This window comes from Psychrobacter halotolerans (assembly GCF_039680845.1).
GTDB lineage: Bacteria > Pseudomonadota > Gammaproteobacteria > Pseudomonadales > Moraxellaceae > Psychrobacter.
The window spans coordinates 1-25,496 of the sequence record NZ_JBDKWD010000004.1 but is presented as its reverse complement, the minus strand read 5'-3'; the positions used below and the strand labels follow the sequence as shown (position 1 = coordinate 25,496).

The window sequence follows — 25,496 nt, the reverse complement described above, 5'->3', positions numbered from 1 at the left end:
TGGGCTTTTTTGTGCGCGTATGTCTCTCAGACCATCATAAAAAGATCAATCTTATTTTGCTCTTACCAGTTCTTGCCAGCATGGGTTGTTTAAGAACACACTTGCCAAAACATCAAACGGTAAAGCTTGCTATACGGGAGAAAACACCGCATCATTGTTTTCATGATTATAATCGTTCCCGCATAAAATAAGCACGAATATATAGAGATTTTAATATTACTATCCTACCAAAACTTCTCATCCATTCTAAAAACTCTACGTTGGTTTGATTAAGGCTGTTTGTCTCTTCTCTTCGCCAGTTTTGGCTTTTTATAAGATGTACATGGATTATGTACTCAATCATTGCTCAAGATCACTCATGGAAGAGGATGCTATATTGTCCATTGTTGTAGACCTATTACAGACTATCCCAAATTGGCACTTAGCTGGTTTGTTCGTTGCGGGCATGGTCGCTTTTATCATCTCCATTATATCAGGTGGTGGCGGTGCCATATTACTCATACCCATCACTTCTTGGATGCTTGGAGCAGCAGCTGCACCGCCAGTCATCAACTTGGCAACTTTTATCAGTAATGGCTCACGAATTTACCTGTTTTGGCATGATATTGATTGGTCATTGACAAAATATTATGTGCCAAGTGCTATCGTAGGCGCATGGCTGGCCGCATTGATCTTTAGCCGCTTAGACGCCAACTGGATTCAGTTATTGGTTGGTGTATTTCTGGTGTCTACCATCTTCCAATATAAGTTTGGCAAGGTAAGTAAGACGTTTGATATGCCAAAAGTAGGCTTTATTCCTTTGGGCTTTGTCATTGCTTTTCTGAGTACATTGGTGGGTGGTCTTGGTCCTATACTCAACCCTTTTTATATGAATGCTGGCCTAGAAAAAGAAAATCTTATTGCCACCAAAACGGCCAATTCTTTTTTTGTGGGTATTGTACAAATCGGCAGCTACACTTTTTTTGGTCTACTTACTACTAAGATTTGGGTGTATGGCCTCGTATTGGGACTGGGCGCTGTTATCGGCAATATCATTGGCAAACGCTTTTTGGCAGGCATGAGTATCAGCCAGTTTAGAATAATGCTGCTTATGTTAATGGTCATCAGCGGCTTAATAATGATAGTCAGAAATATCAATGTGATTTTCTAACCGTCTTTCAGTTGACGCAGGCACTTATGCGATGCAGAAATTAAAATATATAATATTTAAATATACAAGACTAAAAAATCCCTAATGATTGTTGTTACGTCAAAATGGCGATATGTCTTATTCTAAATAGTTGTCTTATAGAACGCTATAAGTCATGAAACTCATCATGTCATAAGAGGACATTGACTAACTTCTTACACTCAATATAAGATAAAAGCCATATCTACCATAAGACTTTTATCTAGACAGCAAATTGTCGTTATACCTTTGAAAAATAAACGTCAATGATGGAAATACCTATATACGTGTCTCAACTGACATTGATAAGTTTGTTTTCCTTCCGATTATATTTACGCTAACTGTAGATGTTGATACCGATTGCATGGTTTTATCCTTTAGAACTTTTAGATATCGACTTGGCGGAACTGTCTATTGAATACAAAGCAAATCCCGTTAATGTGAGAAAAAAATGTTCGTAACCCCTATTCCCAAACTTCCGCACCACCAATGGAAAAATTTAGAAGCCATCCCCGTTATTGAAGCTGATGAGCCGCTCCATATCATTCCAAACACTGACAAGTTAAAACAATTTCCGGTTTATTTTGACCAAAATATATCGCATGCCATGGATGTTTGTGTCGCAAGATCTTCTGTCATACAAAAGCTGCAACAAGCAGCAAACCTACTCCCTGACCATCTAGGTATTGTCGTACTTGATGCCTGGCGCTCACGTGCTGTCCAGCAGGCTGTGCAAGAAGAAATAGGCGACATTATAAAAGCCAAGTATCCAAACCTGAGTACGTCTGATCAACAAGATATTTTGTCAGAATTTGTCGCGCCAGTCGGTCCAAACTTTATCAGTCCTCATCTAACTGGTGGCTCTGTAGATATCACTTTGTTTGATGTAAAAACGGGTGAATGGTTGGATATGGGCGCCGACTTTGATGAACCAACAGAGCGTTCTTACACGCATTTTTACGAAGACCAACCTGAGCACGAGGCTTGTATCAATAGACGCTTATTGTATTCAGTCATGACGACCGCTGGTTTTAGTAATTTGCCGACAGAATGGTGGCATTTCGATTATGGCAATCCGCTTTGGGCCCATTATAATCAGCAAGATCATGCTATTTATGGAGCGGCTTATTGGGAATCTGTAGCTTCTTAGCTACCTATATTAACTACTCATACTATTATCATATTCTTAATCACTTAAATTTTAATTATTCGTACATACTATCTATCTAAGCAGCACTCGTCTTTGGTTCATGGAGGGACTTTGTGGAAACACTTATTCAAGCAGATGATCATCTAGCATTGTGGACATTCGTTTTGGTTGCTGCTACTTCAGCAATTTTTATTGAACAACGCTATAAATGGGCCAGTAAAATACCCGGTGCGGTGATTGCCTTATTGATCGCTATCACTGCATCAAATTTAAAAATCATACCAACAGATGCGCCTACTTATGATGTCGTTTGGGGCTACATCGTACCACTTGCCATACCTTTATTATTATTTAAGACAAACATACAGTCGCTGGTCAAAGAAAGTTGGAAGTTATTATTACTTTTTTTAACCTCGTCTATGGCAACGATGATTGGTACGGTTATTGCTTTTTTGGCATTGCGACATTACATCCCCGATTTAGATAAAATCAGTGGCATGATTTCGGCATCGTACAGTGGTGGCGGTGTGAATTATGCTGCCATGTCAGCCAAGTTAGAGCCAAGCGAAAGTATCAATGCGGCCACCATCGTCGCTGATAACATGATGATGGCTTTTTATTTTCTAATACTGATTGGGTTGGCTGGTGTACCCATTATCCGCCGTATATGGGGCTCACCACATACGGATGAGATTGAAAAAGATCCAGATATGCAAAATAGCCGCACTTTGTCTGAGGCTTATTGGAAGCCCAATCTCATCTCGCTAAAGGATATTGCGATTTGTTTGGCAAGCTCCTTGTTAATCGTTTTGATTTCATTCAAATTATCCGCATTATTAAAGGCGGTCTTGGGTACGAGTGACAATATTGTCGGCGACTTAGTCATCAATCTCATCACTGATAAATATCTATTGTTGACTACCATTACCTTTATCGTCGCCTCCGTATTTAAAAATAGTTTTGAAAAGCTAAATGGCAGTCAGGAGCTTGGTACTTACTGTATTTATCTCTTCTTCGTGGTTATCGGTATTCCCGCTTCCATTAGCTTGATTGTGACCAAAGCGCCACTATTATTCGTGTTTGTCTTTATCATTGCGATGGTCAATTTGGCCATCACCATGGGCATAGGAAAGCTGTTTAAATTCAATATTGAAGAAGTCGTGATGGCCTGTAATGCCAATATCGGTGGACCAACGACGGCGGCAGCTTTGGCAATCAGTAAAGGCTGGACGAAACTGGTCGGCCCTATCTTAGTCATTGGTACGGTCGGTTATGTGGTAGGCAACTATATAGGTACTATCGTCTATTTCTTAGTCACTCAGATTGGTATGTAAACACTATGAGACAATACAAAAAAGTCGATACCAAGTGGTATCGACTTTTTTATTACACTTTTTATTAAGCAATCACCAACATCACATAAAGTATCGAACCGATAAACCATGTCGCATTAATGGCCATTCCTGAATACCACTTGCGTTTAACCGCTTTATTTTGATTAGCAAAGGCCGCTTGACGCTCTGCAGTGACAGGCAGAATGTTATACGGATTGTTTTCTCCATCCCACATGAGCCGACGCTGCACTTCAGGATGTAAGGCAGGATTGGCGCTCGATTGATAGATGTTGCCTTCGGCCAGATCTAAGTAGCTAACGGTGCAAGCACGCAACCAACCCATAAAAGTCACTTCATGGCGTAGTCCAGTCAGTCCCTTATCTTTCTTCTCTTGAGCAATATCAGAACACGCCAATAGCGAGGTACTGATATCTGTTGGACAGGCGTGTGCATATCTTGGATCAAGCGGTAGCTCGTCCGCGGGACGCTCCATATAGGTTCGGATAAATGTCCATTGGTCATAAGGGTTAAGCTGCATGTCTTCAAGATTGATAGATAAGCTTGGCTCTCCTGTTTTCTTATCTATTACATGTAAATTAAGTACTTCATACACTAAACCCTCATTACGCCTTACGGAGGCTGTGATGTCTTTGTAATTTATTAGATGAAGGATAGGTTCCTGCTTACGCTTGTGCTCATAATAAGCGATTTGTTGAGTATTTTTTAATAGCAATATTTTATGGTATCGAGATTGCTTTATTTTGAGTTGTTTTAAAGTCAAAAAAGGCGCAGTAAAGAAACTGATAAAAATAGCTACTAAACATATAATTGCATAAAAATAATAGACTAAGACTCCTTCTTTTATTACTGAATTAAACATAGCATAGATCAGAAAGAGAAATTGGCTAAACAACCACGCTGAGCTATATGACGCCAATAAAACTAAATTTTGAATAGAGTTAATAATAGGGTGTAATAGCAGATAGTCTGGATTCACCTCATGAATAAGCGAACTTAATCTCTTAATACTAGCATTTTTTTCTTTAAATTTAGGAATACCGCCCTCAAATGGGCGACTGAGTATTTTACCGACAGGAGGTATGGGGGGTATGGGTAGGATCATAGTTAGACAATATTTGATTAGCTAGCTATTATAAGCCACTACTGCCCACGCAAACAAACTTGTGTTAATTAAGATCGCCACAGCCCATCTAAGGTTAACTTGCCAATTCTTACCTTGAAACGCTTTCTCTGCTTCTGGCGTGATGGGCTGAATAGGATATGGGTTGTTCTGTCCATCCCACGTGAGTAGCTTCTTAACGTCAGGGTGTAAGATGGCTCGTTTAACGCATTGATAATGACTGCCATGAAATAAGTTACCTAATGCATATACTGAACCTATAGCTAGCATGCCAATAACGGTTTCCCCACTATGTTTCGTATTTATAGAACCCTCTCTTCGATAGATAATGTCGCTACAGGCAAATAATGATTTGCTGGTATCAGTAGGATAAGCCTGACATAGCTTTGAATCTATCGGTAGCACTTCACTTGGACTTTCCATGTAGGTGCGGATAAAGGCCCATTGCACTTTTGGATTCACGTTATAGTCTTCCAATTTTAGATGATGGGTGATATCTCCGGTCTCGGCGTCGGCAACGTATAAATTCAGCGGTGTATATGCCCGATTGCCTTTGTCTTTATGCAGGTCTGGATGGACGTCTCTGTAGTCTACTATTTTTAGCTCGTAGGGCTGTCTGACTTTCCATAGTGGACGGTAGTAGTAGGCTATCTTTTGCTGCTGTTTTAAGAAATAATATTGGGTACGAAACGGTTTCTTGATAATGAATTGATAGAGGAGCAAAAGAAGAGGTATTCCCGCTGCTAATAAATAAAGTATCGTACCTATAATGTTTATTAAACCCCACCCTTCAGGTCTAACGTAAACGTAAGTAATGTCATCATAGATAAAATTAGATAGGAACAAAGCTGATACGTAAATCCATCCAATAGCAAAATAAAAATACCAAAAGTAAGCGGGGAAAAAGGTAAGGTAATCGGGATTTATATTATGAATTTCTCTATTAAGATAACTGATATCACTTTTATGATCGTTAAATAGCGTCTTCTCTGTAGGCTGAGTGTATGGACGTTCAAGCGGTTCATTAAGTTCACTAATATGAGTAGCAAAGTCGTTGCGCAGTTGCATTCAAAGCCTTCTAATTTTAATTTAAGCGATCACATACAATAAAAAAAAGGTGACCAAAAATTTATTAAAATAACCACCCCAAACTGACCACATACCACAGCTTACCAACCATACTTGGATAATCACCGTGTGGTCTTACAGCACCCATCATGTCTATAATAAATGCACCCACGAATAGCATGGCAATAGTAGCAATAGCGATTCCTACGCTGTAAGACACTGTTTTCCAAATAGGCTGGTTGCGCTGCTCAAGATTGCCTTCAGGTAAATTCTTATTCAGATCATAAGGGTCATTGGGATCAATCTGACATTCCGCTTCGATTTGTCTACTAAAGCAATGCTGATAACTGGTCAGCATAGAAATCACGCGGCCTACATAGCGCAGTGCCAATAAAGGCAGAATAACTAATGTCACTGGATAAAATCTAAACGTGCGTTCAGGATACTCTATATTTTCGTGAGAGTAATATAGTACATTGAGTATCAAGCGCTTAAATGACATGAGCGGTGTTTCACGTTTCTTATGAATGGGATAGATATAACGTATGGCTTCTTTGACTTCTTTTAGTTGCTGATCATCGCCTTCCATATAACGACGGATAAACTCAAAATAACTGATTAAACTCTGATCTATGACATTGTTTTGAAAAGCGAGTGCAAACATGCCTGTCACGGTTTCGCCATCTTTATCAAAGGTAACCGCTCTGATGTCTCTGTCTTCACTAATATAGGCAATAAAAAAGGTCAATTCGTCCCAGTTATATACCTCTACCTTACGGTTATATTGACGGACATAGACCTTACGGGTTTTGCGGTTAAAGCGGATAGGATAATGCCATGTGGTCAATAACTCGGTTGAGAGTACATTTATTAATGGAACAAAGAATAGAAGAATCATAGAAAAAGCAAGAATAAGACAAACACTTAAATACACAATATTAAAATCTGTTATAAATCTCATTATCGCAAAGATAATACCGTTGCTAACAGACAGTCCAACAAACCCTAAAGCCAGCCCCCATCCTACCGCATCGCCACGTCTTCTTTCATTGCGACCTGTGGTTTCTAGATACGTTGAATTAAACTGTACAACCGTTTGTTGAGGCTGCAACGGCACATCGTAGGTTGTATCTTTTTCTAACAGCACTCTTTTACGGATGCCTTTTACATCATCAAGCTTTTGCCCCACTGCCTGATAACCAGGGGTCAAAAATGGTGGCTTCTTGGTCAGTCGAAACCGCCCTTCCATGTCTACAACATATCCACTCATTATTCATTGTCCTAAATTTTTATGGCTTCGCCATTGGCTGCTTTTTCAAGCTTTAGCTTTTCAGTTTCAAATGTCCACGATTTATTATCTGTCCCCCAAGTACCATACTGGAGCCATTTTTCTAACGGTGTTCTTTCGAACCACATAATAGCCAACCCAGCCACGATAGATACACCCAAAATAACCCACCCCGCTACCGGTACCCACGAACCACTAACACCAAATGCGAGCAAAGTAGTTGATATAACGCCCGAACCAGCAGATGTTAAGTACAAGACACCCATTGCATTATCATTATTTTCAAAGTTAGTCATCGCTGCTTGATAGTCATAATAAGCAAAGACGGCTGCCCCACCAATATTAAGGCTCCTAGCGCCTACTTTTAGACCTGAATAAGCAAGTTCAGTACCTTCTACCATTCTAGCCAGTTTAACCTGTCTGTGAGGACTATTAGTGGGAACTGCCCCATAAAGCTCTCTTCTTAAACCAACAACGTCAGCTCTATGCTGTACCACACCACCTGCCAATATCGCTATACTGGCACCAAACTTGTGTAAAGGCTCTTTCGCATCAGTACCAGCAGAATCTATGAAGCCTCCAAACAGACTTAAACAAGACAATACTTGTAGTACACCACCAAAATTACCAGCACCTGACTGGTATGCTTGACTTTTATAAAAAACTTTAAACTCTTCAAATTTTAGTCTGTAATCAGTCATCATAGCTTTTGCTATATCTGCTGAGCTTTTTGCACTATTAGCATTAGTCAAAGCCTCTATACTAACGAAAACAGTCACTTTGGTAGTTATGTTTTTGTTTACCTCAATGCCATCTGCTTCCATTTCATTGACAAATTGTGAAGCGGCATCTCTCAGCTTATTGTTACTTATTTGCTGACCACCATTTTTGCTAAGTTCTGTTTTGAGTAGCCCATAAACCCCTTTAGTAATTTCTTTAATATTACCCTCAACGGTAACCACAGACAAAGGCCTTCTAGTAAATATACTCATCAATAAATCACTACGCCCAAGCTTTATATTTGGGTAAGCAGTACTGGTTACTAGCTTATCATTACCAATTTTACGAGCGTATAAGTAAGTATCAAAGGTGAGTTGCTCTAAAGTAATGGTAGTACCATAATCTTTTAACTTTGTTAGATATTTATTTTTAATCACTGATAACACCTCTCCTGCTGCTGCAGACCATGAAAGTGTTAAAATGCCATTAATGGTAAGGCCTTTGCTTTGATTTTCAACTTGGTTAATAGTGCTGTCATCATTGAAACAGTAAGCTCGGCCTAAGTAGTTTTTTTTGTTTGAAAGTGAATTTTTTGTCAGCATAGCAGTATACTGTTCGGCTATGATAGAGTACTTGGCAGTTGAACCAATAAACTCTTGTACAGTCAGCGTATAACTTGCACAGCTGTCTATATCGCCACTATCAAAATTGTACGTCATTTCTGCTTTTAGGTATTCTGAGAGTAATTCTTCGTTATAAGCTTCAACTAACTCATCTAATATTTCTTTTCGACTTATATTGTTAGTGTTTTTAGCCTTATCATAGCTAGATGACCATCTTTTCATTTCATCATATCTAATAAACTCTTTAAAACCCTCTTCCCAATTATTTTTATAATAACCTTTTGCCAAATCTTCTTTTGAAGTTAAGAAGATGTGATTAGAGCCATAGGGATCACTTAGAGACTCTCGCTTCCGTTTATCAGCATATGCTGGAGCATTAGATTTAATCTGGTTTTCTAAATCAAGTATAGTGTTAGCAATAAATGCTTTATGATTCAGTGTATCAAAAGAATTAACAGACATACTTTTAAGTAGTTTTGAATCATAATAATCTTCAATATTAATCATAAGCTCATTTAAATCAATCAGCGTACCAACAGAGTCAGAAAAAGTGACAACAAATACTGTGTTGTCTTCACCAGTCGTATCTATATCTTTTCTCATATAGCTAATGAGTGCATTATTTAACTCTATTGCTTCTTTTTGTTTATTCGGCAGATAACCCTCATTTGTGAATGGGTTTGGTTTTATAAATTTTTCTCTTATTTGAAAAGGCCCTATAGGTCCGTACTCTATAGGAAGGTCTCCAAATAAAGCCTGTGAATTTGAACCTCCATCCAATGCATAACCCCATGTACTTGCTTCACCAGCTTCATATAACATAGAATCATTTTTTAGTGCTTGGCTAAGTTCAATCATATTATTTGTTTTAGCACCATCAGTATTATTTTTATGCCTATCTAATACTGTTTTTGTCCATTTAACAGGACTATAAGCTATCCATAACGTTTCAATATCGTTATTTGGATTAGGAATGCGGATAAAGCTGTTTAATACCGTACAGTTACCTCCCTTTAAGCATGTTGAGTCTTTGTAAGGTAAGTCAGGCTCATTTGCATAAGGCGGCGGACCTGATACACCAGTTACCGTGAAACCTTTGAAATAACGACCTTCAGTAATAATATAGCCATACCATTTATTGTTATTATCCAGAATATAAACATAGCCCTCATGCAATAGCCTTCGAGGATAAGATAAATTAGCTATGCCTGGCTCATTAATATCAATACTACAGCCCCAACGCATTGGTAATAATGTAATCCCTTCCGTCAAGCACTGCTCACATCTCTCTGCCATGACCTTGTTCCTTATTTTTTAATTATCTATTTCTGCTAAGCTAGATTGTTCATAGCACTCATACAGCCACCTATTCATCATCGTCATACGATCCACAGGATTGGTAAGGTGCGTGGCAGCGGTTAGTTGAGTGTTGGCTTTGTCCAACCAACTAAGTAATGCCTCATAGTGATTGAATATCAAATCGTTACCATCAATCACTTCTTTAGCAAAGAAGCGATTAAGCATACTGATATTGTCTAGCTGGCTTTGAGTGATTGGACAGTAGCTTGACTGATGTTGGATATAACTTTTAGAGTCTAGTACACAATCGTGAATCTTATCTAAACTGCACCAGTCACTACCTAATGCCAACCACAGCCGCTTGGGATAGCCATAGCGATTGGCAATATAATGGTGCTGTTGTAACGGTAACAGGTGAATCAGTACTTGCGCATCTAAGTAGCGGAAATGCTTTTTTTGATTGCCTTTCTGGATGATTTGGTTCAGTCCTAGTACACGAGCAATTTTCTTAGTATCTGGTTTGGAGGCTTCTATATCAGTTGCAGTAACTATTGATTGCTCCCATTCAGAATCATCAGGTAGATACTCTTTTGCACTAATTCTTGTTTTATGTACCCTTATATTAGGGGCAGTATAATCTAGTAATGTGAGTATGCCGTGATGACGAGATAACAGCTCACACTGCTGCAAATGCACCTCTAGGATATTACTGATGTCTGAGCTTAACGTGACCATGACTGGACTATCGATCATATGGTAGCTAAGCAACTCTTGCTGTAATGAATGTATAGCGTCGGGGAAGGCAGAGTTAATCTCACTGATTAGCTCTGTTTGACTATGATGAACAATTATGACATCAAAGGTACTAAGCACCCTAGCGTCAAGCGTTTGCGTCTGTAGGCTTATGCTTAATGGTTTTTCTGGTTGAATATTCATGATGCTGTTATATCTGTATATAAGGTTTGAGTGAAAGTCATCTTTATTACAAGTCGGTACTAGCAGCATGATTGTCCTCAGCCTGCTCTGCTAACTTCTCACAAGCTTGAAACTGCATTTGCTTCATCACTAACTCCTTAGCAGCACCGCCCCCACTACCCCAATCCACCTTACTCGCTTTATAACCCACTTGGCTTGGTGTGATAAACGTCACATTACCACCTGATATTTCAATACCACTGCCCGCCGCTTTTAACGTCAACGTATCAGGCGCGATGATCTCAATACTGTCTCGGCTATGGATGCGCAGTACTTGCTCACTATCAAGTCGCATCTCGCTTTGATGCGCTTGTATGGTGACATCACCATGCGCTGCGGTATGGGTTTGTGCTTTGTTTGAGTAGTAATGAATATCACCTGCCACCAACTGATTCATCTGGGTTTGACTGTGATGATGGGTATTGTCTGTCGCATGGCTATGCGTACTTTGGGTACTCGTATGCTGACTGTGCTGTCCACTTAAGATGGCAAGATGACGCTGGGAGTCGATTAGCAAATGCGACTGTTGCCATTGTCCGGATTCACTTAATGCCGTGTCATTGGTGTCTTTACTAAACTCGGCAAATGGCGTTTGGGCGTCTTCTTGGTTTTGGCTAACTTTTGGTTTGTTATTGGCACCGCTAGTCAATCCAACGGGCTGATGGGTATTGGCTAATTGCTCGTACGCTTGTTGATGCTGATCGGCAGTTTGTAGCTTACTATGACTGTCATGACTCATATGAGGGTTTGATGAGTGGTCTGCTTGCTGACTACTGATATGCAGTCCTTTGCTGCCTTGTACATTAGCAGCGGCCCCAGTCTCTATGCTGATGCCGCGTCCACGTGCAAGGCCGCGCGTGTGGTCCGTATGCTGGTATAGATGACCAATGGTAAGGCTGCTCTGGTAGCTTGTACTATAGACATTGATTTGCGGACTCTCAGGATGAGCATCGAACATGAGCTGGTTGTAGCCGTTAGCGAGACTGTCTTTGCTGGCGTCACCTGTCCGGCTTGAATCGATGCTTTGGGTCTTGATGCCGTCTATGGGATGGGCATGGCTTTGATTAATGAACCATGTCGGACTGGTCGCATCGATGAAGTCTGTGTCACTGGCAATACTATTATGCTGAGCCTCATTATTACCTTGACCGTTGTGAGTGCTACCGATGATGATGGGATGAGTGATGTCACCACCGATAAAATCGATCAAGACCTGTTGACCATGTCGCAGTGGATGGGTTTGTCCCATATGATCAGCAACTAGATGGCTAGCAATAGGTACCCAGTGAGACGTGTCGCTATTATTATCCTGTCCGCTTTCATCATTTTGCCAATGATAGCGAATATGGGCACGGTGATTGCGGTCGGTGGTAATGGCACTACTATTGGTATCTATGACGCTGGCGCTTATCAGTCCAGTCAGGCTGGGATGCGGCTGTCCAATATTAGCCAGTTGCTCCCCAAAAGGAATATGGTGATGATGCGGAAATGGCAGGTAGGTAGCAGTAACATAATGGACATTATTATCACTGTCGTCCTCACTGTGGCTATTGTTATCAGTCAAATGAGGCTGCAACGTCATTGGGTCCAAAGGTGCTATCCCTAGCCAATTGGTCGGAATATGATTATTAATACGATGATGAATAGACGTCAGGCTAATCGGCTCTGTCACATAAGGATTACCATCGATATAGTATGCGCTTGGTAGATTAAGATGACGGATGTTACCAGTGAAGCTGCCTACATTAGCAAGCTGTTGCGCGTTCTGCTGATAGCGAGTAGCAAGATCACCCAGACTGTCATCATCGAAGCGAGTATGGCTATGTAAAAAGCGGATATGACTGTTTGGACTGCCGGACTCAATTGGTTGTTCGCTAGCGCTGTTACCACTATAAGAGCTCATTAAGCGATTGTCATAACGATACAGATCGGTTTGCTGAGTATGCTGGGCTATACGAGGACGGATGGCAGTAATACGATCTTGTCTGTCGGCAAGATTGGCTGGGTTTTGGCTGAGTATACTGTGAACATCATTACTGTCTGGACGCAATGCTTCGGCGTCGTGCGGCAATAAGACCAAAGTATGTTTATCGGCTTCATGACGGTAGTAGCCTGTGACGCCATATAAAGCTAGGCATTGCGTCAAATAAGCCAGATCGGTTTGGTTGTACTGCACGCTGTGCTGGATATGATAATCACTTAAACGCTCGTCAATCTCAATGTCCATCTCATAAGGACTTACGATGTGAGTGATCAGCTCGCTAAGGCTAAGATGATGATGACGACGGTTGTGGCTAGAGAGGCGTAGCTGGTTTAACGCAGGCTCGCAGATAATACGATAAGCTGCCATACCACTGTTACTACCAAGAGCAGTCGCTTCTGTAATAATACCGTGGCGAATTTGGCTAGGTAGTATAGCGTCATCAGTGTGCCAATGCATCGCCAGATCCTGCCCGAGCCAATCGTTTATATTGAGCCCGGCCTGCGGATGCAATAAGGTGATGGTCATACGGTAACCGCAATACAGCGCAAGTTGACGCTCTTGATAAGACTGCAGTCGTTGGTCATGATGATAAGGGCTTGGGTAGGCGTTCGGCGCTGGCATGAGAGCAGGCGTCTCCCAGACACTGTCTGGCAAAGGCATTCCGAGCAAGCTTTCAACAATGTCGGCTTGCTGAATAAGGCTTGTGGCAACATCAGGATGAGCACTACTGATTTGTAGATGCCGCTTTGTTTGAGTCCATACCATGATAAGCCCTCCTCGCTCAGTCCAAAGTTTTAAACACTAAAATCACAAAGTTAAAAAGATAAGATGACATTGTTTTTGTACTGGCAACTAACCCGCTAATCTAAGTAACGCTGTCCTAAATAAAAAACATACTCATTATCAGATACTGCTGAAACAAATTTTTCTTGCTTGCTATGCCTTCGCAGACAGAGGCTACGTAAATTTATTTCAGTAGAACCGTACTCTTTTTAAAATGAATGACCCATAACACTGTCCTCAATAACCGTTATCAATAACCCTTATTAATAACCGTCGTCAGAAGGTTCTCGTTTGGGCTGGATACCAATCATGTCAGAGAGCATCGCTAATTGATCCTCATTTTTGATGATGTGAGTGAGCCACTGATCCAGTGGCATGTCCGCCCAATCAATCGCTCGGCCTAAAAGAAAAGTCACTGGACTGTGCGGCTCATTGGTTGCAAAGTAATCTTGAACTTGACCCAATAATTTAAGGGCTTGCCGGCGGTTACTTTGATGATCGCGATTGCTTGGGTTAAAGCTGGTTGGCGTAGCGTTTGTGGTTTTAATGGCTTGTACGCCGTTATCCAAAATAGCATCTTCATTGTCTATAACATCAGCTGCATTGTCTTCGCCAGTATTGTCTGCATCAATAGCAGACTCTGGGAGCAATGAGCGCAGGTGTTGACTAAGGGCGGCCAGTAGATCCGTCACTGGCGCAAACACGGGCGCATCCATACCCATGAGATCGTTCAGCTGGTCGGTAAGCGTCTGCCATTGCTCAATGACGGTCGTAAGCTTGGTCATTAGTGTTTGTTGCCAAACCTCGCTACTGTTTTTTATAGCATGGTTATAATCACTAAGAACCAATTGATTGGGTGTTTCACCATCTGGATTTTGCTGACGCTGCTTATCATGATCACGTGCGGTTAGATAATAATTATAATTATAACTGCCAGCCTTGGTGTCAGAGAGCGACAACTGTTTGAGGTCATCGGTTAGCGTTTTGACAAACCATGAAAGCAGCCCTGCCCTGATATCCATACTGTCTTCTTCACCATCCAGTGGTGGATACATGGTAAGCCAATATTCATCATTGAGTGCTTGTAGTAAGCTGAGGCCATGACTGATGCCAGCCAAATGATTGGTATGACTCAGCGCGTCGACATACCAAAGTGCCAGCTTCATATCTTTACTGGTACGGCTCAATAAATCTGCACATTGATCTTTTACAAAGTCCCAATCGGCAATTTTTAACTCAGTGACCCAGTTGCCTTGCGCTAACAAAGGATCATCCTCTTGACGGGCAGCGACAATGGCATCCACACGCGGATCAAAGAGTAAATCTTCGCCCACACCGTGATGACTGTCCTCAATCGGGGCAATCAGCGTATCAATATTGGTCATTAAGGCATTATCATTTTTCATTATAGTGACTCTTCCTTAATGGTTTTTTTGTGGATGGCTTTCTTGACTGGCGCCTCTTTAGTGACTTTTTTGCGACTTGGTTTTTTGTTTAAAACGGAATCGTCAACGGCTTGACTGCTTGGCGTTTGCTGAACTTCTGCTTCAGAACTGCTTGTTATGTTGGTTTTGGTCTCACTACTTTGTGCCATTTGGTTAAGGGCTACCACAGCGTCACAGTCAAGGCGATAAGCGAAGTTATCGTCAGCATCCACAAATACGGTGATCTTCTTTAACACACTTTGGCTGTCATCGTGAGCCAGTAACTGACCTGCCAGCTGCGGCAATAGCGTATGACTGATGATGGCATCGGCGTTACGCGCGCCCGAGTCAACTTCATGACAACGAGACAGAATCAGTTCAATCACTTCAGGGTCAATCACACAAGGGACGTCATAATTATCACGGATGCGGTCCGTAATTTTATTCAGCTTGAGGCGAATGATTTCTGCCAGCGCGTCATCAGTCAACGGATAATAAGGAATCACCGTTAGACGACCTAAAAATGCGGGTTTAAAGGCTTTATACAACTGCGGATTGATCGCCAATCTTAAACTGTCACTGTCTGGCAGTCTAAAGTCAGTATTATTAGGATGTGTGTTGATACACTGCTGCATAATCTGTGACGAACCAATATTGCTGGTCAATAAGATAAGGGTATTTTTGAAGTCAATTAAACGCCCCTCGCTATCTTCCATAACCCCTTTATCAAAGACCTGATAAAACAAGTCCAATACATCGGGGTGCGCTTTTTCTACTTCATCAAGTAACAGCACGCTATAAGGGCGACGACGGATGGCTTCCGTCAACACCCCACCTTCTCCATAACCAACATAGCCTGGTGGTGAGCCTTTTAATGAGGCGACACTATGCGCTTCTTGATATTCTGAAAGATTAATAGTAATAAGATTGCGTTCACCACCGTACAAGACCTCGGATAATGCCAATGCCGTTTCCGTCTTACCAACACCGCTTGGCCCGACCAACATAAACACACCTTGCGGACGATTAGGATCATCTAAGCGTGCTTTGGCTGTATGAATACGTTTGACAATAGCTTCAACAGAATGGTCTTGCCCAATGACGCGCGCTTGTAAGGTGTCAGCCAAGCTCAGTATGTGGTTTTTTTCATTACCTTCCATATCATTAAGCGGAATACCGGTCCAGTCTGAGATAATCTGTTTGATGACCTGTCGATCCAAGACAGCGTGAATGAGTCGCTGAGATTCTTGAACCTGCTTCAATGACTGCTCAATATTTTGATACTCTGCTTGTTTGTCTAAGCGCGCCTTTGCACTAAGTGTATTCGAGCCATCGAACTTGCCATTCAATTGTTGATTGAGTGTATCAAGCTGGTCATTGAGCGTGCGTTGCTCCTGCCAGCGAGCGGTCATATCAATGATACTTTGTTGATTGACCTGACGCTGCTCATCGAGCACCGCAATTTTTTGGCTGACTTTTTCTTTTTCTTCAACCCCGCCGATACGCTCAAGCTGCTGACTGAGGTTGTTGATATGCTGCTCTAACTGCATGCCTTTTGCTTTTAATTTATCAAGCTGATTGGGCATGGACGTTTTTGATAAACTCACACGAGCCGCCGCCGTATCTAATACACTCACCGCTTTATCAGGGAGCTGTCTATCGCTGATATAACGAGCGGACAGCTCAACGGCTGCTTGCAGTGCATCATCATCTATCAAAATACCGAAATGTGCCTGCATTTTGGCGCTTAAGCCGCGAATCATTGCCACAGCGGTATCGATATCAGGCTCGTCAACTTTGACCACTTGGAAACGACGTGACAATGCTGCGTCTTTTTCAAAGTATTTTTTGTACTCCGACCAAGTGGTAGCAGCAATCGTACGCAGCTCACCGCGAGCCAGTGCAGGCTTAAGCAAATTTGCCGCGTCATTTTGACCCGCCTGCCCGCCTGCGCCAATAAGCGTATGGGCTTCGTCAATGAATAAAATAATTGGCTGCACGGACGCCTGTACTTCTTCGATAACTTGTTTTAAGCGGTTTTCAAACTCACCTTTGACGCTCGCGCCTGCCTGTAGCAGTCCCATATCGAGACTACGTATCGACACGTCTTTGAGTTGATCAGGAACCTGAGCTGCCACTATTTTCTGTGCCAAGCCCTCGACCACGGCAGTTTTACCCACCCCCGCCTCACCCGTCAATATGGGATTGTTCTGACGACGACGGATCAAAATATCGATCAGTTGATGAATCTCAAATTCACGACCAATCACTGGATCTATTTGCCCAGCATCCGCTTTGGCGGTCAAATCATAAGTGTATTTATCTAACGCAGGGGTTGACTGAACAGTTTGTGCGATGCCCTCCGTCTCATTACCGTTAGTATCATCTGTCTTATTGTTATTGTCTTTGTTGGCGTTGTTATCAACATTGACGGAACTGCTGCCCTCGGTGCTACCAAGACATTGACGCTCATAGTCATCTTTCAGGGTGAAGCGGTCAATATACTGAAGCTGCTCAGGAAAGGCTTCAAGTAAGGGCCGATAACGCTCATGAGTCAAAAGCACCAACAATATGTGCCCAGAGCGGATTTCTAGTGGGATATTTTTGTCAGCACTCTGGCCATATTGGCTACTTGCCAGCTCCCAAGCATCTTCGAGCAACGCCATCAACCGCTCGCTAAACACGGGAGTTGAGCCTGTTGCCTGACCAAACGCTCCTAACAAGCCTGCAGTCTCTGCTAATAATGACGGCTGATTGATCTTATTTGTTTTTAATATTTGTGCCACATCATTATGCGGGGTAGCAATGAGTTCATGCAGCAAATGAATGGTGTCTACTTCGCGATGTCCTTTATCAATACAAAGCCTAGCCGCCTGCTGCAAACACTGTCGGCAGCTCGGACTCAAACGGGTAATCACAGCTTTTAACTGACTCATAACTCTCTTCCCTTAGCATTCTCATTGATTTTGAAACATTGATTTTTAAGCATGGAATTTAAAATTATTCTTATAAGCGCGATACACGATAATTGCAGATAAGCTGCATATCTATGAACTTAGGTTATTACTGAATCGGTAACGCATAGCGGGTGTCATCGTGATGCGCATGAGCGGGCTGCGATAGCAAAAACCCTCCTTGTCCCAAACCACCAAAACAACTTTCAGATAAAGACAACGGCGTAATATATTGCTTATCCAACTCAAGCTGCATTTCGACCGCCAAGCACACACCGCACCACTTACGAATAAAGTCGATGATGACTTGATACATATCACCTGTAGGCAACAACCTAAGGTAGCGCTTGGCATCTAGCTTATGAAATACAATTCTAATCTTGCTATCAAACTGTACGGCGCGTGCCCCGCAAAATGCCGAAAGTCCAAGAGTTGCATGCTGTCCACCGAGTGCGGTTTGCTCACTTGCCGGTAGATCGAACCATTCAGGCACAAACTGCTGGACACTAACCCTATTGTCTAAAAAATGAGACAACACATGCGCCAATTGATCGGCCGTGAGACGACCTGGCGCAATCATGCCTGCATAAGCAATCAAGCTATCGATTGTGGTCAGCTTTTTGGGCTGGCGTGCCAGTGCTCGCAAGCTGAGCAAATAGCTGTCTTTTTTGCGATTTAGTTCATACTGTAATGGCAAGTTATGGAACCAGCTCGCTTGAACATACAAATCTGTCAAACGGTGATTAAATAAATCTAAAAAAGCGGGTGCCGCCTTATCTTTCACATGTTGTACCCGCGATGCCAAATGATCGGTATACATCGCTGGCAAAGCAGACAATGGTCCCGTCAATCCAATCACAGCAGGATAAACGTCGACTTGTCTCACGCTTACTTGACCCGCGTTGGTGTCCATACTCTCTTGAGCAGTAAGCGCCAGCGACTCAATTTCGGCTTGCGGGAAAGCTAGCGACAAGGAAGCACGATAACGTATCTCAATAGGTGCCTGTCCCATATTGATCTCGTATTGCACCAAGCGTAATGCTTGCAATAGCTCATAGGCTTGCGGCCGAGCAATGAGATCAGTTAAATAAGAGGACTGAGACCACTGCGTGGCTGACATCTGTATATCTCCTCTTTGGTCACGGCATCACTGATGGCAACCTCAACAAAACTATTTAGGCTGGCATGATAGCCAAAAACATACGCCAATAAATGGGCAAACTGACGAATACTGACACCAGCAAAGCTTTTCTGGTTAATTTGAATATCAATCACAGTACCGCGCACAAATCCAGGTTGCGGTAAGCGCTGAATACGCCGAGCTTCAATACTGGTCGCAACAGAAACAATCCCTTCAACCAGCAGTTTGTTGGAAGCTGACTGCGTAATGTCATATAGTGACAAGTACTCTTTCATTAATTCTGCGTCTTGAGCCGCAAGCGACAAAAAGTTTAAGCTAATTAATGAAATCAAGCGCCAGCGCTCTTCTCCTGTATATTCAAACCGTGCTGTCCTAGTGGGCTGTTTTAACAGTGACAGACTACTAAATCCTGTCATACCTTCACTAAACAAATCGCCGCGACTTTGACCAAATACCACCTGTGCTGGCAAGTCCCTGTTGGTACAGAGTAATGAAGCACTCATACTCACCGCGCCTGACAAGTCTTCCCGGTTTTTTTCTACAAACATAATCTGATATTCAAAGCCTTGCTTAAATTCAGCCATATCCTTATCGCGTTTTACATGATAATAGCGACCTTCATCTTGCTGCTCATAGTGATTGAGCGCATAAAACGGATGATATTCACGCTGTATCAGACGATTGTCATTTTGTTTAGACTCTATAACTTTATTAACTTCATAGATTTCGTGCTGAAAAAGCGCACGCGTATCAGGCACCAGATCATAATAGATCGAACGATGCGTTACTTGAATGGGTTTGGCTGCGGCCTTGAATAGGTTTACGACAGGCGTGCAAAACAACTTAATACTAGAAACGCTTAACTGCTGTAGATTTTTTAGACGGATGGTGTTTTTTTTATCAAATTTAAAATAACAGCGAATCTCAAAACCATGACTATCAATCTGCAAATCAGAGCACTTATGGCCAAGATTAAGGCGTAAAAAATTGAATTTTTCAGGAAAATAAAAGTACTCTTTTAATAAAGCAGAGGCAGCATTACTAACGCGGTGACTGGGAAGAATTTGCTGCTCAGGATCAAAACCTATGATCTCAAACGGACTGCCGATTGTCTTATTGACGTGCCTACCATGAAAATGTGTTTGCTTAATATCGCAGCCCAATAAATCCCACAAGCTGGTACCTTGACTGGCATCTTCGTCGATATACAAATCTAACGGATGACTTAATAATGATTGGTAATCAAAGCTTGGATTCAGTCCTTTAAACTTAATGCTAATACAGCCATTAAGCAGTCCGTGCTGATTGTCATACACTTCTTGGCGTGTCTCAAAATCAACACTGTCTATTTGTAGCGGTAGCAAGGTCACATCTTGGGTTGACTGAAACTGGCAAGGGGTGCCATTTATCTTTTGCGTGACAAAGGTGTTTTTTTTAGGAACTAAGACCGCCTCACTCATTGCACTGCCCTGCACGCCTAAGTTGAACTGGGCGATAGACACGGACGGAAAGGGTTTGAGATAATCAGGATAGACGACTTCTAATAACGATTCGGTAAAATCGGCATACGAATCATCCAGCTTTTTATTGATGCGCGCGCTGATCAGTGAAAAAGCCTGTATCAATCGCTCAATATGCGGATCATCTACCGTGTCGTGTCCCATCAATAGCCGATTGGCGATCTTTGGATATTTTTTGGCAAACTCTTTTGACTGTTTGTTAAACAGGCTCAGCTCATGCTCAAAATAAGGAAGTAGACTGTCCATGACGCCTCAATATGTTTATTGCTAACATAGTTATTGCTGCCAACTAAGGAAGGTTGGCGGCGATATTGGTTATTTGATTAAGTAACGCTGTGAGCTTGGTTCAAAGAATGCATCAAAACTGACTAACTCTTGGGCCGGATAAACCTTTAATAAAGCTTCAATAGAAAAGCACAGCTGATTGACATCGACGGCACCAATATCTAGTGATACTCGAACATTTTTTAATCGCGTGTCTTGCTGCTCAACGGTTCGCGCTATTTGAAGACAAATATAATCACAATCAGCAGGGTTGGCACTGCTGAGTCCCACAAAGTCTAATATGCCAAAATTCAATATCGATGAGCGCACTTGTTGATACGCTTGTAGTTTGTTAGACACCACACAGCGCGTGTTTAATAATGCTTCCAAATCTTGGGCGACGGACGATTTTAGCTCATCAATATTAAGTCGACGAACCACAACTTCATGCCCTAGCTGACGAGGCTGGTCATCAAATAGCTGTTCAAATAAGTTAGGGCGAAATCCGATTTCTTTGGTGGCGTAACTCATTGATACCATCACTCCCGTTTTGAAAAATAAAAAAGAAAGGTCTAGCTATAAACCTTTCTTTCTTTGCGCGATAGATAATGAACACACGATGCTATACTACCCAGCTTAGGCAGTATAAGTGGCAGTGTTATTAGCCAGTGACCATTTCTTGGTGACAGCGCCTTTAGCCGTACCATCGATGTCTTGCTGAGTATAAGTCCACTCAACAGCAGCATACTTGATACCGACTTTTTCGATTGGTACGCCTTCTGAACGAACAGTAGGCTCAACACTTGCGATAAGCGCATGCTTAAGCTTTACTTCAAGATATTTAACGCGCTTATCACCGTTGGCACGATAAAAATCAATTTGGATTTCATCGAACGTATAACCTGCAGAACAAGCTTCCCACAACTTAGGGCTGGTAGAATCCAAGTCTTTCATAAACGTCATGTCAGCATGCTCACAACGCTCAGAAGTATGACCACCAACGCTACTTGCAGTGGCTGATTTTGGCTGACGAATGAGATGGTCCCATGTATTTACTTCAAGCCAGCCTTTATGCTCGCTGTCACGAGATTCGCCATCAATTTTGTATTTACCACGGAACTGAATATAAATATCTTTCATATCAAACACCTTTTTTTAGAAAGTTTAACGTTGGATTTAAATAAACGATCAGCTGTTGCTAGACTGCGGCAGTTGAGTAACCAGACGCAAAGAAACAGACAACTCATCAAGTTGAAAGTGTGGCCTTAAAAAGACCACTGACTTGTAGACACCAGGTTTACCCGGCACTTCTACAACTTGTACAGAAGCTTCGCGCAGTGGGTACTGAGCTTTTGCTTCTTGTGAGGCTCCATCGTCTAGCAAGACGTAACGAGAAATCCAATCATTCAAAAACGACTCAACATTACCAGGTGCTAAGAAACTACCCACCTTATCGCGCATCATAGCCTTCAAGTAATGCGCAATACGTGACACGGCCATAATGTATTGAAGCTGAGTCGATAACACAGCATTGGCGTTAGCATCATCGTTTTGATATGTTTTGGCTTTTTGAACGGACTGGGCGCCAAAGAACGCCGCATAATTGGTATTTTTGCAATGCACCAATGGGATAAAACCCAAGTCGCTTAATTCTTTTTCGCGGCGATCAGTAATAGATATTTCGGTTGGACACTTGAGTGCCAAGTCCCCTTCATCTGTTTTAAAGGTATGAACAGGCAAGCCTTCTACCAAGCCTCCACCCTCAACGCCACGAATAGCCGCACACCAACGATAATCAGAGAAAGCGGAAGTCAGACGTGAGGCGAAAGCATAGGCTGCATTCACCCATAGGTAATCACTATGATCATTACCAGAGACTTCTTCAGTAAAGTTAAAACCTTCAACCACGGTTCCATCTTTGGGATCATAGGGCAAACGACCTAAAAAACTGGGCACTGTCAATGCAACGTAGCGCGCGTCTTCTGACTGCCTAAAGGCACGCCAGCGAATATACTCAGCCGTCTCGAATATTTTTGATAAATCGCGAGGGCGACCAATGTCAGTGAAGGAGTCTAAACCAAACATCTCAGCAGAGGCGGCTGATACGAAGGGCGCATGAGAAGCAGCGGCGACATGCGACAGTTGCTCAAGTAGGTACATATCAGAGTTTTGACGAGTAAATTCAAAATCACCAACAATAGCGGCATACGGCTCGCCACCGAAGCTACCAAACTCTTCTTCATAGATTTTTTTGAACAAGGTGCTTTGATCAAAATCGATTGACGACTGAAAGTCTTTGGTAAGCTCACGCTTATTGGTATTCATCATGCGTATTTTCAGCATTGATTCTGATGGTGTTTGACTACACAGATAGTGTAGACCACGCCAACTAGATTCCAACTTCTGAAATTCAGGCGCATGCATAACCGTTGTCAATTGCTTAGATATCAAGGCATCAATCTGCGCAATACGAGCATCGATAGATGCTGATAGGTTGTCTGATAGCGTTACCGTACCTTGCATGACTTCGTTGGCCAGCTCAGCGATTTGCGATTTTGCGCGAAGCTTTTCATCGTCGGACTTAGCAACATTACTTTTATTGACAATTTCTTCTAGTAAGTCGTAGCTTTCGCTATTTAACGAATCAGTTGCTATTTTCGGCTGGGCTTGAGCACTCATCGTTTAATCCTCACCATCAATTTGATTTTGTTCTGCCATTTTTTTGACTTGCTCTGTGTTTTTGAGCACATCGTCCAATAAGTCTTCAAGCTTTTCGTTTGCCGATATTTTGTTGCGCAGATCGGCCAAGCGATCACGTGCTTGTACCAGTTGTTTTAACGGTTCAATTTGATCAGCCACTGCTTCGGGACGAAAATCGTCGATACTATTGAAGGCCAAGTCAACTGCAAACTCGCCCCCTTTATCGCTTAGATCATTCCTAACGCGAAAAGTAGCACGCGGCGCTAGACCTGACATCACCTCATCAAAAGTGTCCAAATCTACTTCGACAAATTTTTTGTCTTTAAAGCGGGGTTGCTCAAGCTTAGAATCTCCTGAAAATTCGCCTAATACACCGACCACGAAGGGGATTTCTTTTGTTTCAATCGAATCACCAACTTCGACGTCATAAGTAAGATGCACGCGGGGCGCACGTACCTTTGCGAGTTTTTTTTGCACACTGTCTTGATTTGCCATAATAAGTTGCCTCAGCAGTTTCTATGTTCAACGCAATATACTGAATGGGTCAGCAGTATTGGCGTTGTTGTTTCTGGGGGATGATGGTTTAACCGGTTTATTGACAGGCTTTGCTCTTGGTACTTGGCGTGGCGGTCGTTTTACGGCGGCTTTTCTTTTAGTAGCGCTAGCCTGTTTTTTAACCGATGAGCGGTAACGAGTTTTTGATTGACTTGCTCTTCTTGGTTTTACGACAGGCGCTGGTGGTTTTGGCAAAGATTCATCGTAATTAAAACCGTACATATCACCATAGATCTTACTTAGAGCGTATTGATATTCTTTTAAAAACGCCGCATCAACCTCATCTGTCAAATAGCCTGATTGCAATTGGCTTTGGGAGACGATAGCACTACTCTTTAGTAGTATCTTTTTCAGCTTATCTGTACGTTGACCTTGATCAATTGCCTCGCTGGCGGCGTAGACAGCATAAGCATGATAGCCATTGTCATAGTAAATCTGTGCCAGAATTTCCCAAGCCAAAGCATCGTTTGGATTAAGAGACAGCCTGTTATTTAATTCAGCAATAAATTGATTCAACTGCGGCGACTTTGCATTAGCGTTTTTAAGTGCAGTGAATTGATTAACGATGCTGGCGCTCGGATCTTTTTCTTGTATTACCAGCTCGCTGTGCGCTGTACCCATTGCTGTGCCGATAATAAACACACTTGCCATAATGGTTTTGGATAGCTTAAAACTGACTTTGATCTTGTTTTTGATAGTAATCATCGTAAGTCGGTGCTCGTAATTATTAATATTAAATGGATAAATCTTTCTACTTAAAAACAGCTTCAGTTAGACGTATTAATCAAGGTAGTAATATTAGTCAACGTGTCTTTAAACGTCTCTTTATCACCAGCGTTCATCAAGGAATTGTCGTGATAAGCTTCAATATTACTTTCCATCACTTTAACCACTGACAGCATGGCAATCTGACGCGCCTCAATATTTTGTTTATCCATACTAAGCGCTTCATTTGCCGCTCTTAATGCTCGTGCATAGCGTTTTGCTTCGTAATCTTTTTTAGCGATAGCCATCCAATCTCCAACATTGCGTTGCTTGGCCTGACCAGCGCTGGACATATAGGCAAATGATGGCTCACTTAATTGCTTTGCCATCGCTTGACGGCTTGTGTTTTGCTTGCTTGCCTTATTGGTTGTGCTACAACCAGTAACCAACAATGAAGTGCTAAGCATGACGGTAAGTAAGCCTGCCATCGTAAGATTGGTACGATAAATATGATTCATAGATACAGTATCATCACTAAAAATATAAAGAAGGAAGAAGGTATAAAACTCAATATATGACTAAAGTCTGTTAATAATAATATTTTAGATGAGATTGATTATACATAGACTTGACAATATTTCAATAAACTCTATACTTTTATTGGTAAATAATTGATAAAAACTCTTATCCAAGCCATTTC

General features: G+C 42.0%; 19 protein-coding genes. 3 read left to right on the top strand and 16 right to left on the bottom strand.

Going from position 1 to position 25,496, the window contains the following annotated elements; all coding sequences use genetic code 11:
* Window positions 1-322: 322 nt before the first annotated feature.
* The 3 genes from AAJP47_RS08490 (at window position 323) to AAJP47_RS08480 (ending at window position 3,652) form a co-directional block, all read left to right on the top strand.
* Window positions 323-1,150: a sulfite exporter TauE/SafE family protein gene (locus AAJP47_RS08490; protein WP_346717490.1), complete on the top strand. Its 828-nt coding sequence runs from the start codon at window positions 323-325 to the stop codon at window positions 1,148-1,150.
* A 469-nt stretch (window positions 1,151-1,619) separates the two neighbouring features.
* Window positions 1,620-2,318, top strand: a complete 699-nt coding sequence (locus AAJP47_RS08485; RefSeq protein ID WP_346717489.1) for a M15 family metallopeptidase — start codon at window positions 1,620-1,622, stop codon at window positions 2,316-2,318.
* A gap of 113 nt (window positions 2,319-2,431) precedes the next feature.
* The gene (locus tag AAJP47_RS08480; protein ID WP_346717488.1) at window positions 2,432-3,652 is read left to right on the top strand and encodes a DUF819 family protein; all 1,221 of its coding nucleotides are present in this window, start codon (window positions 2,432-2,434) and stop codon (window positions 3,650-3,652) included.
* Between the two features lie 64 nt (window positions 3,653-3,716).
* Here the strand turns inward: AAJP47_RS08480 and AAJP47_RS08475 are convergent, their stop codons facing one another.
* The 16 genes from AAJP47_RS08475 to AAJP47_RS08400 form a co-directional block, all read right to left on the bottom strand.
* Window positions 3,717-4,265 (bottom strand): hypothetical protein, encoded by a 549-nt coding sequence (locus tag AAJP47_RS08475; RefSeq protein WP_346717487.1) that lies wholly within the window; start codon window positions 4,263-4,265, stop codon window positions 3,717-3,719.
* A gap of 531 nt (window positions 4,266-4,796) precedes the next feature.
* Window positions 4,797-5,861: a hypothetical protein gene (locus tag AAJP47_RS08470; protein WP_346717486.1), complete on the bottom strand. Its 1,065-nt coding sequence runs from the start codon at window positions 5,859-5,861 to the stop codon at window positions 4,797-4,799.
* Between the two features lie 64 nt (window positions 5,862-5,925).
* On the bottom strand, window positions 5,926-7,131 hold the full coding sequence (locus tag AAJP47_RS08465; protein ID WP_346717485.1) for a DUF6708 domain-containing protein: 1,206 nt from the start codon (window positions 7,129-7,131) through the stop codon (window positions 5,926-5,928).
* Window positions 7,132-7,142: 11 nt separating this feature from the next.
* Window positions 7,143-9,788 (bottom strand): T6SS effector BTH_I2691 family protein, encoded by a 2,646-nt coding sequence (locus AAJP47_RS08460; protein WP_346717484.1) that lies wholly within the window; start codon window positions 9,786-9,788, stop codon window positions 7,143-7,145.
* Window positions 9,789-9,806: 18 nt separating this feature from the next.
* Window positions 9,807-10,727 carry a hypothetical protein gene (locus AAJP47_RS08455; protein ID WP_346717483.1) on the bottom strand — a complete coding sequence of 307 codons (921 nt, stop codon included), beginning with the start codon at window positions 10,725-10,727 and terminating at the stop codon, window positions 9,807-9,809.
* Window positions 10,728-10,773: 46 nt separating this feature from the next.
* On the bottom strand, window positions 10,774-13,515 hold the full coding sequence (locus AAJP47_RS08450; RefSeq protein WP_346717482.1) for a type VI secretion system Vgr family protein: 2,742 nt from the start codon (window positions 13,513-13,515) through the stop codon (window positions 10,774-10,776).
* A 281-nt stretch (window positions 13,516-13,796) separates the two neighbouring features.
* Window positions 13,797-14,939, bottom strand: a complete 1,143-nt coding sequence (gene tssA / locus AAJP47_RS08445) for a type VI secretion system protein TssA (RefSeq protein ID WP_346717481.1) — start codon at window positions 14,937-14,939, stop codon at window positions 13,797-13,799.
* Entirely contained in the window at window positions 14,939-17,893 is a 2,955-nt protein-coding gene (gene tssH, locus AAJP47_RS08440; RefSeq protein WP_346717480.1) for a type VI secretion system ATPase TssH, read from the bottom strand. Before tssH ends, tssA begins: the two co-directional genes overlap by 1 nt.
* 127 nt (window positions 17,894-18,020) lie before the next feature.
* Entirely contained in the window at window positions 18,021-19,031 is a 1,011-nt protein-coding gene (gene tssG / locus AAJP47_RS08435; protein ID WP_346717479.1) for a type VI secretion system baseplate subunit TssG, read from the bottom strand.
* Complete coding sequence (gene tssF, locus AAJP47_RS08430) at window positions 18,995-20,818, bottom strand: type VI secretion system baseplate subunit TssF (protein WP_346717478.1); 1,824 nt, start codon at window positions 20,816-20,818, stop codon at window positions 18,995-18,997. Before tssF ends, tssG begins: the two co-directional genes overlap by 37 nt.
* A gap of 69 nt (window positions 20,819-20,887) precedes the next feature.
* The gene (gene tssE, locus AAJP47_RS08425) at window positions 20,888-21,367 is read right to left on the bottom strand and encodes a type VI secretion system baseplate subunit TssE (protein ID WP_346717477.1); all 480 of its coding nucleotides are present in this window, start codon (window positions 21,365-21,367) and stop codon (window positions 20,888-20,890) included.
* A gap of 105 nt (window positions 21,368-21,472) precedes the next feature.
* Window positions 21,473-21,976 carry an Hcp family type VI secretion system effector gene (locus AAJP47_RS08420; RefSeq protein ID WP_025651832.1) on the bottom strand — a complete coding sequence of 168 codons (504 nt, stop codon included), beginning with the start codon at window positions 21,974-21,976 and terminating at the stop codon, window positions 21,473-21,475.
* A gap of 48 nt (window positions 21,977-22,024) precedes the next feature.
* Complete coding sequence (gene tssC / locus AAJP47_RS08415; protein WP_346717476.1) at window positions 22,025-23,515, bottom strand: type VI secretion system contractile sheath large subunit; 1,491 nt, start codon at window positions 23,513-23,515, stop codon at window positions 22,025-22,027.
* A gap of 3 nt (window positions 23,516-23,518) precedes the next feature.
* A complete protein-coding gene (gene tssB, locus AAJP47_RS08410; RefSeq protein WP_346717475.1) occupies window positions 23,519-24,031 on the bottom strand; it encodes a type VI secretion system contractile sheath small subunit in 513 nt (170 codons plus the stop codon).
* Window positions 24,032-24,058: 27 nt separating this feature from the next.
* A complete protein-coding gene (locus AAJP47_RS08405; RefSeq protein WP_346717474.1) occupies window positions 24,059-24,796 on the bottom strand; it encodes a tetratricopeptide repeat protein in 738 nt (245 codons plus the stop codon).
* 62 nt (window positions 24,797-24,858) lie between these two features.
* Window positions 24,859-25,314 carry a hypothetical protein gene (locus AAJP47_RS08400; protein WP_346717473.1) on the bottom strand — a complete coding sequence of 152 codons (456 nt, stop codon included), beginning with the start codon at window positions 25,312-25,314 and terminating at the stop codon, window positions 24,859-24,861.
* Window positions 25,315-25,496: the final 182 nt, after the last annotated feature.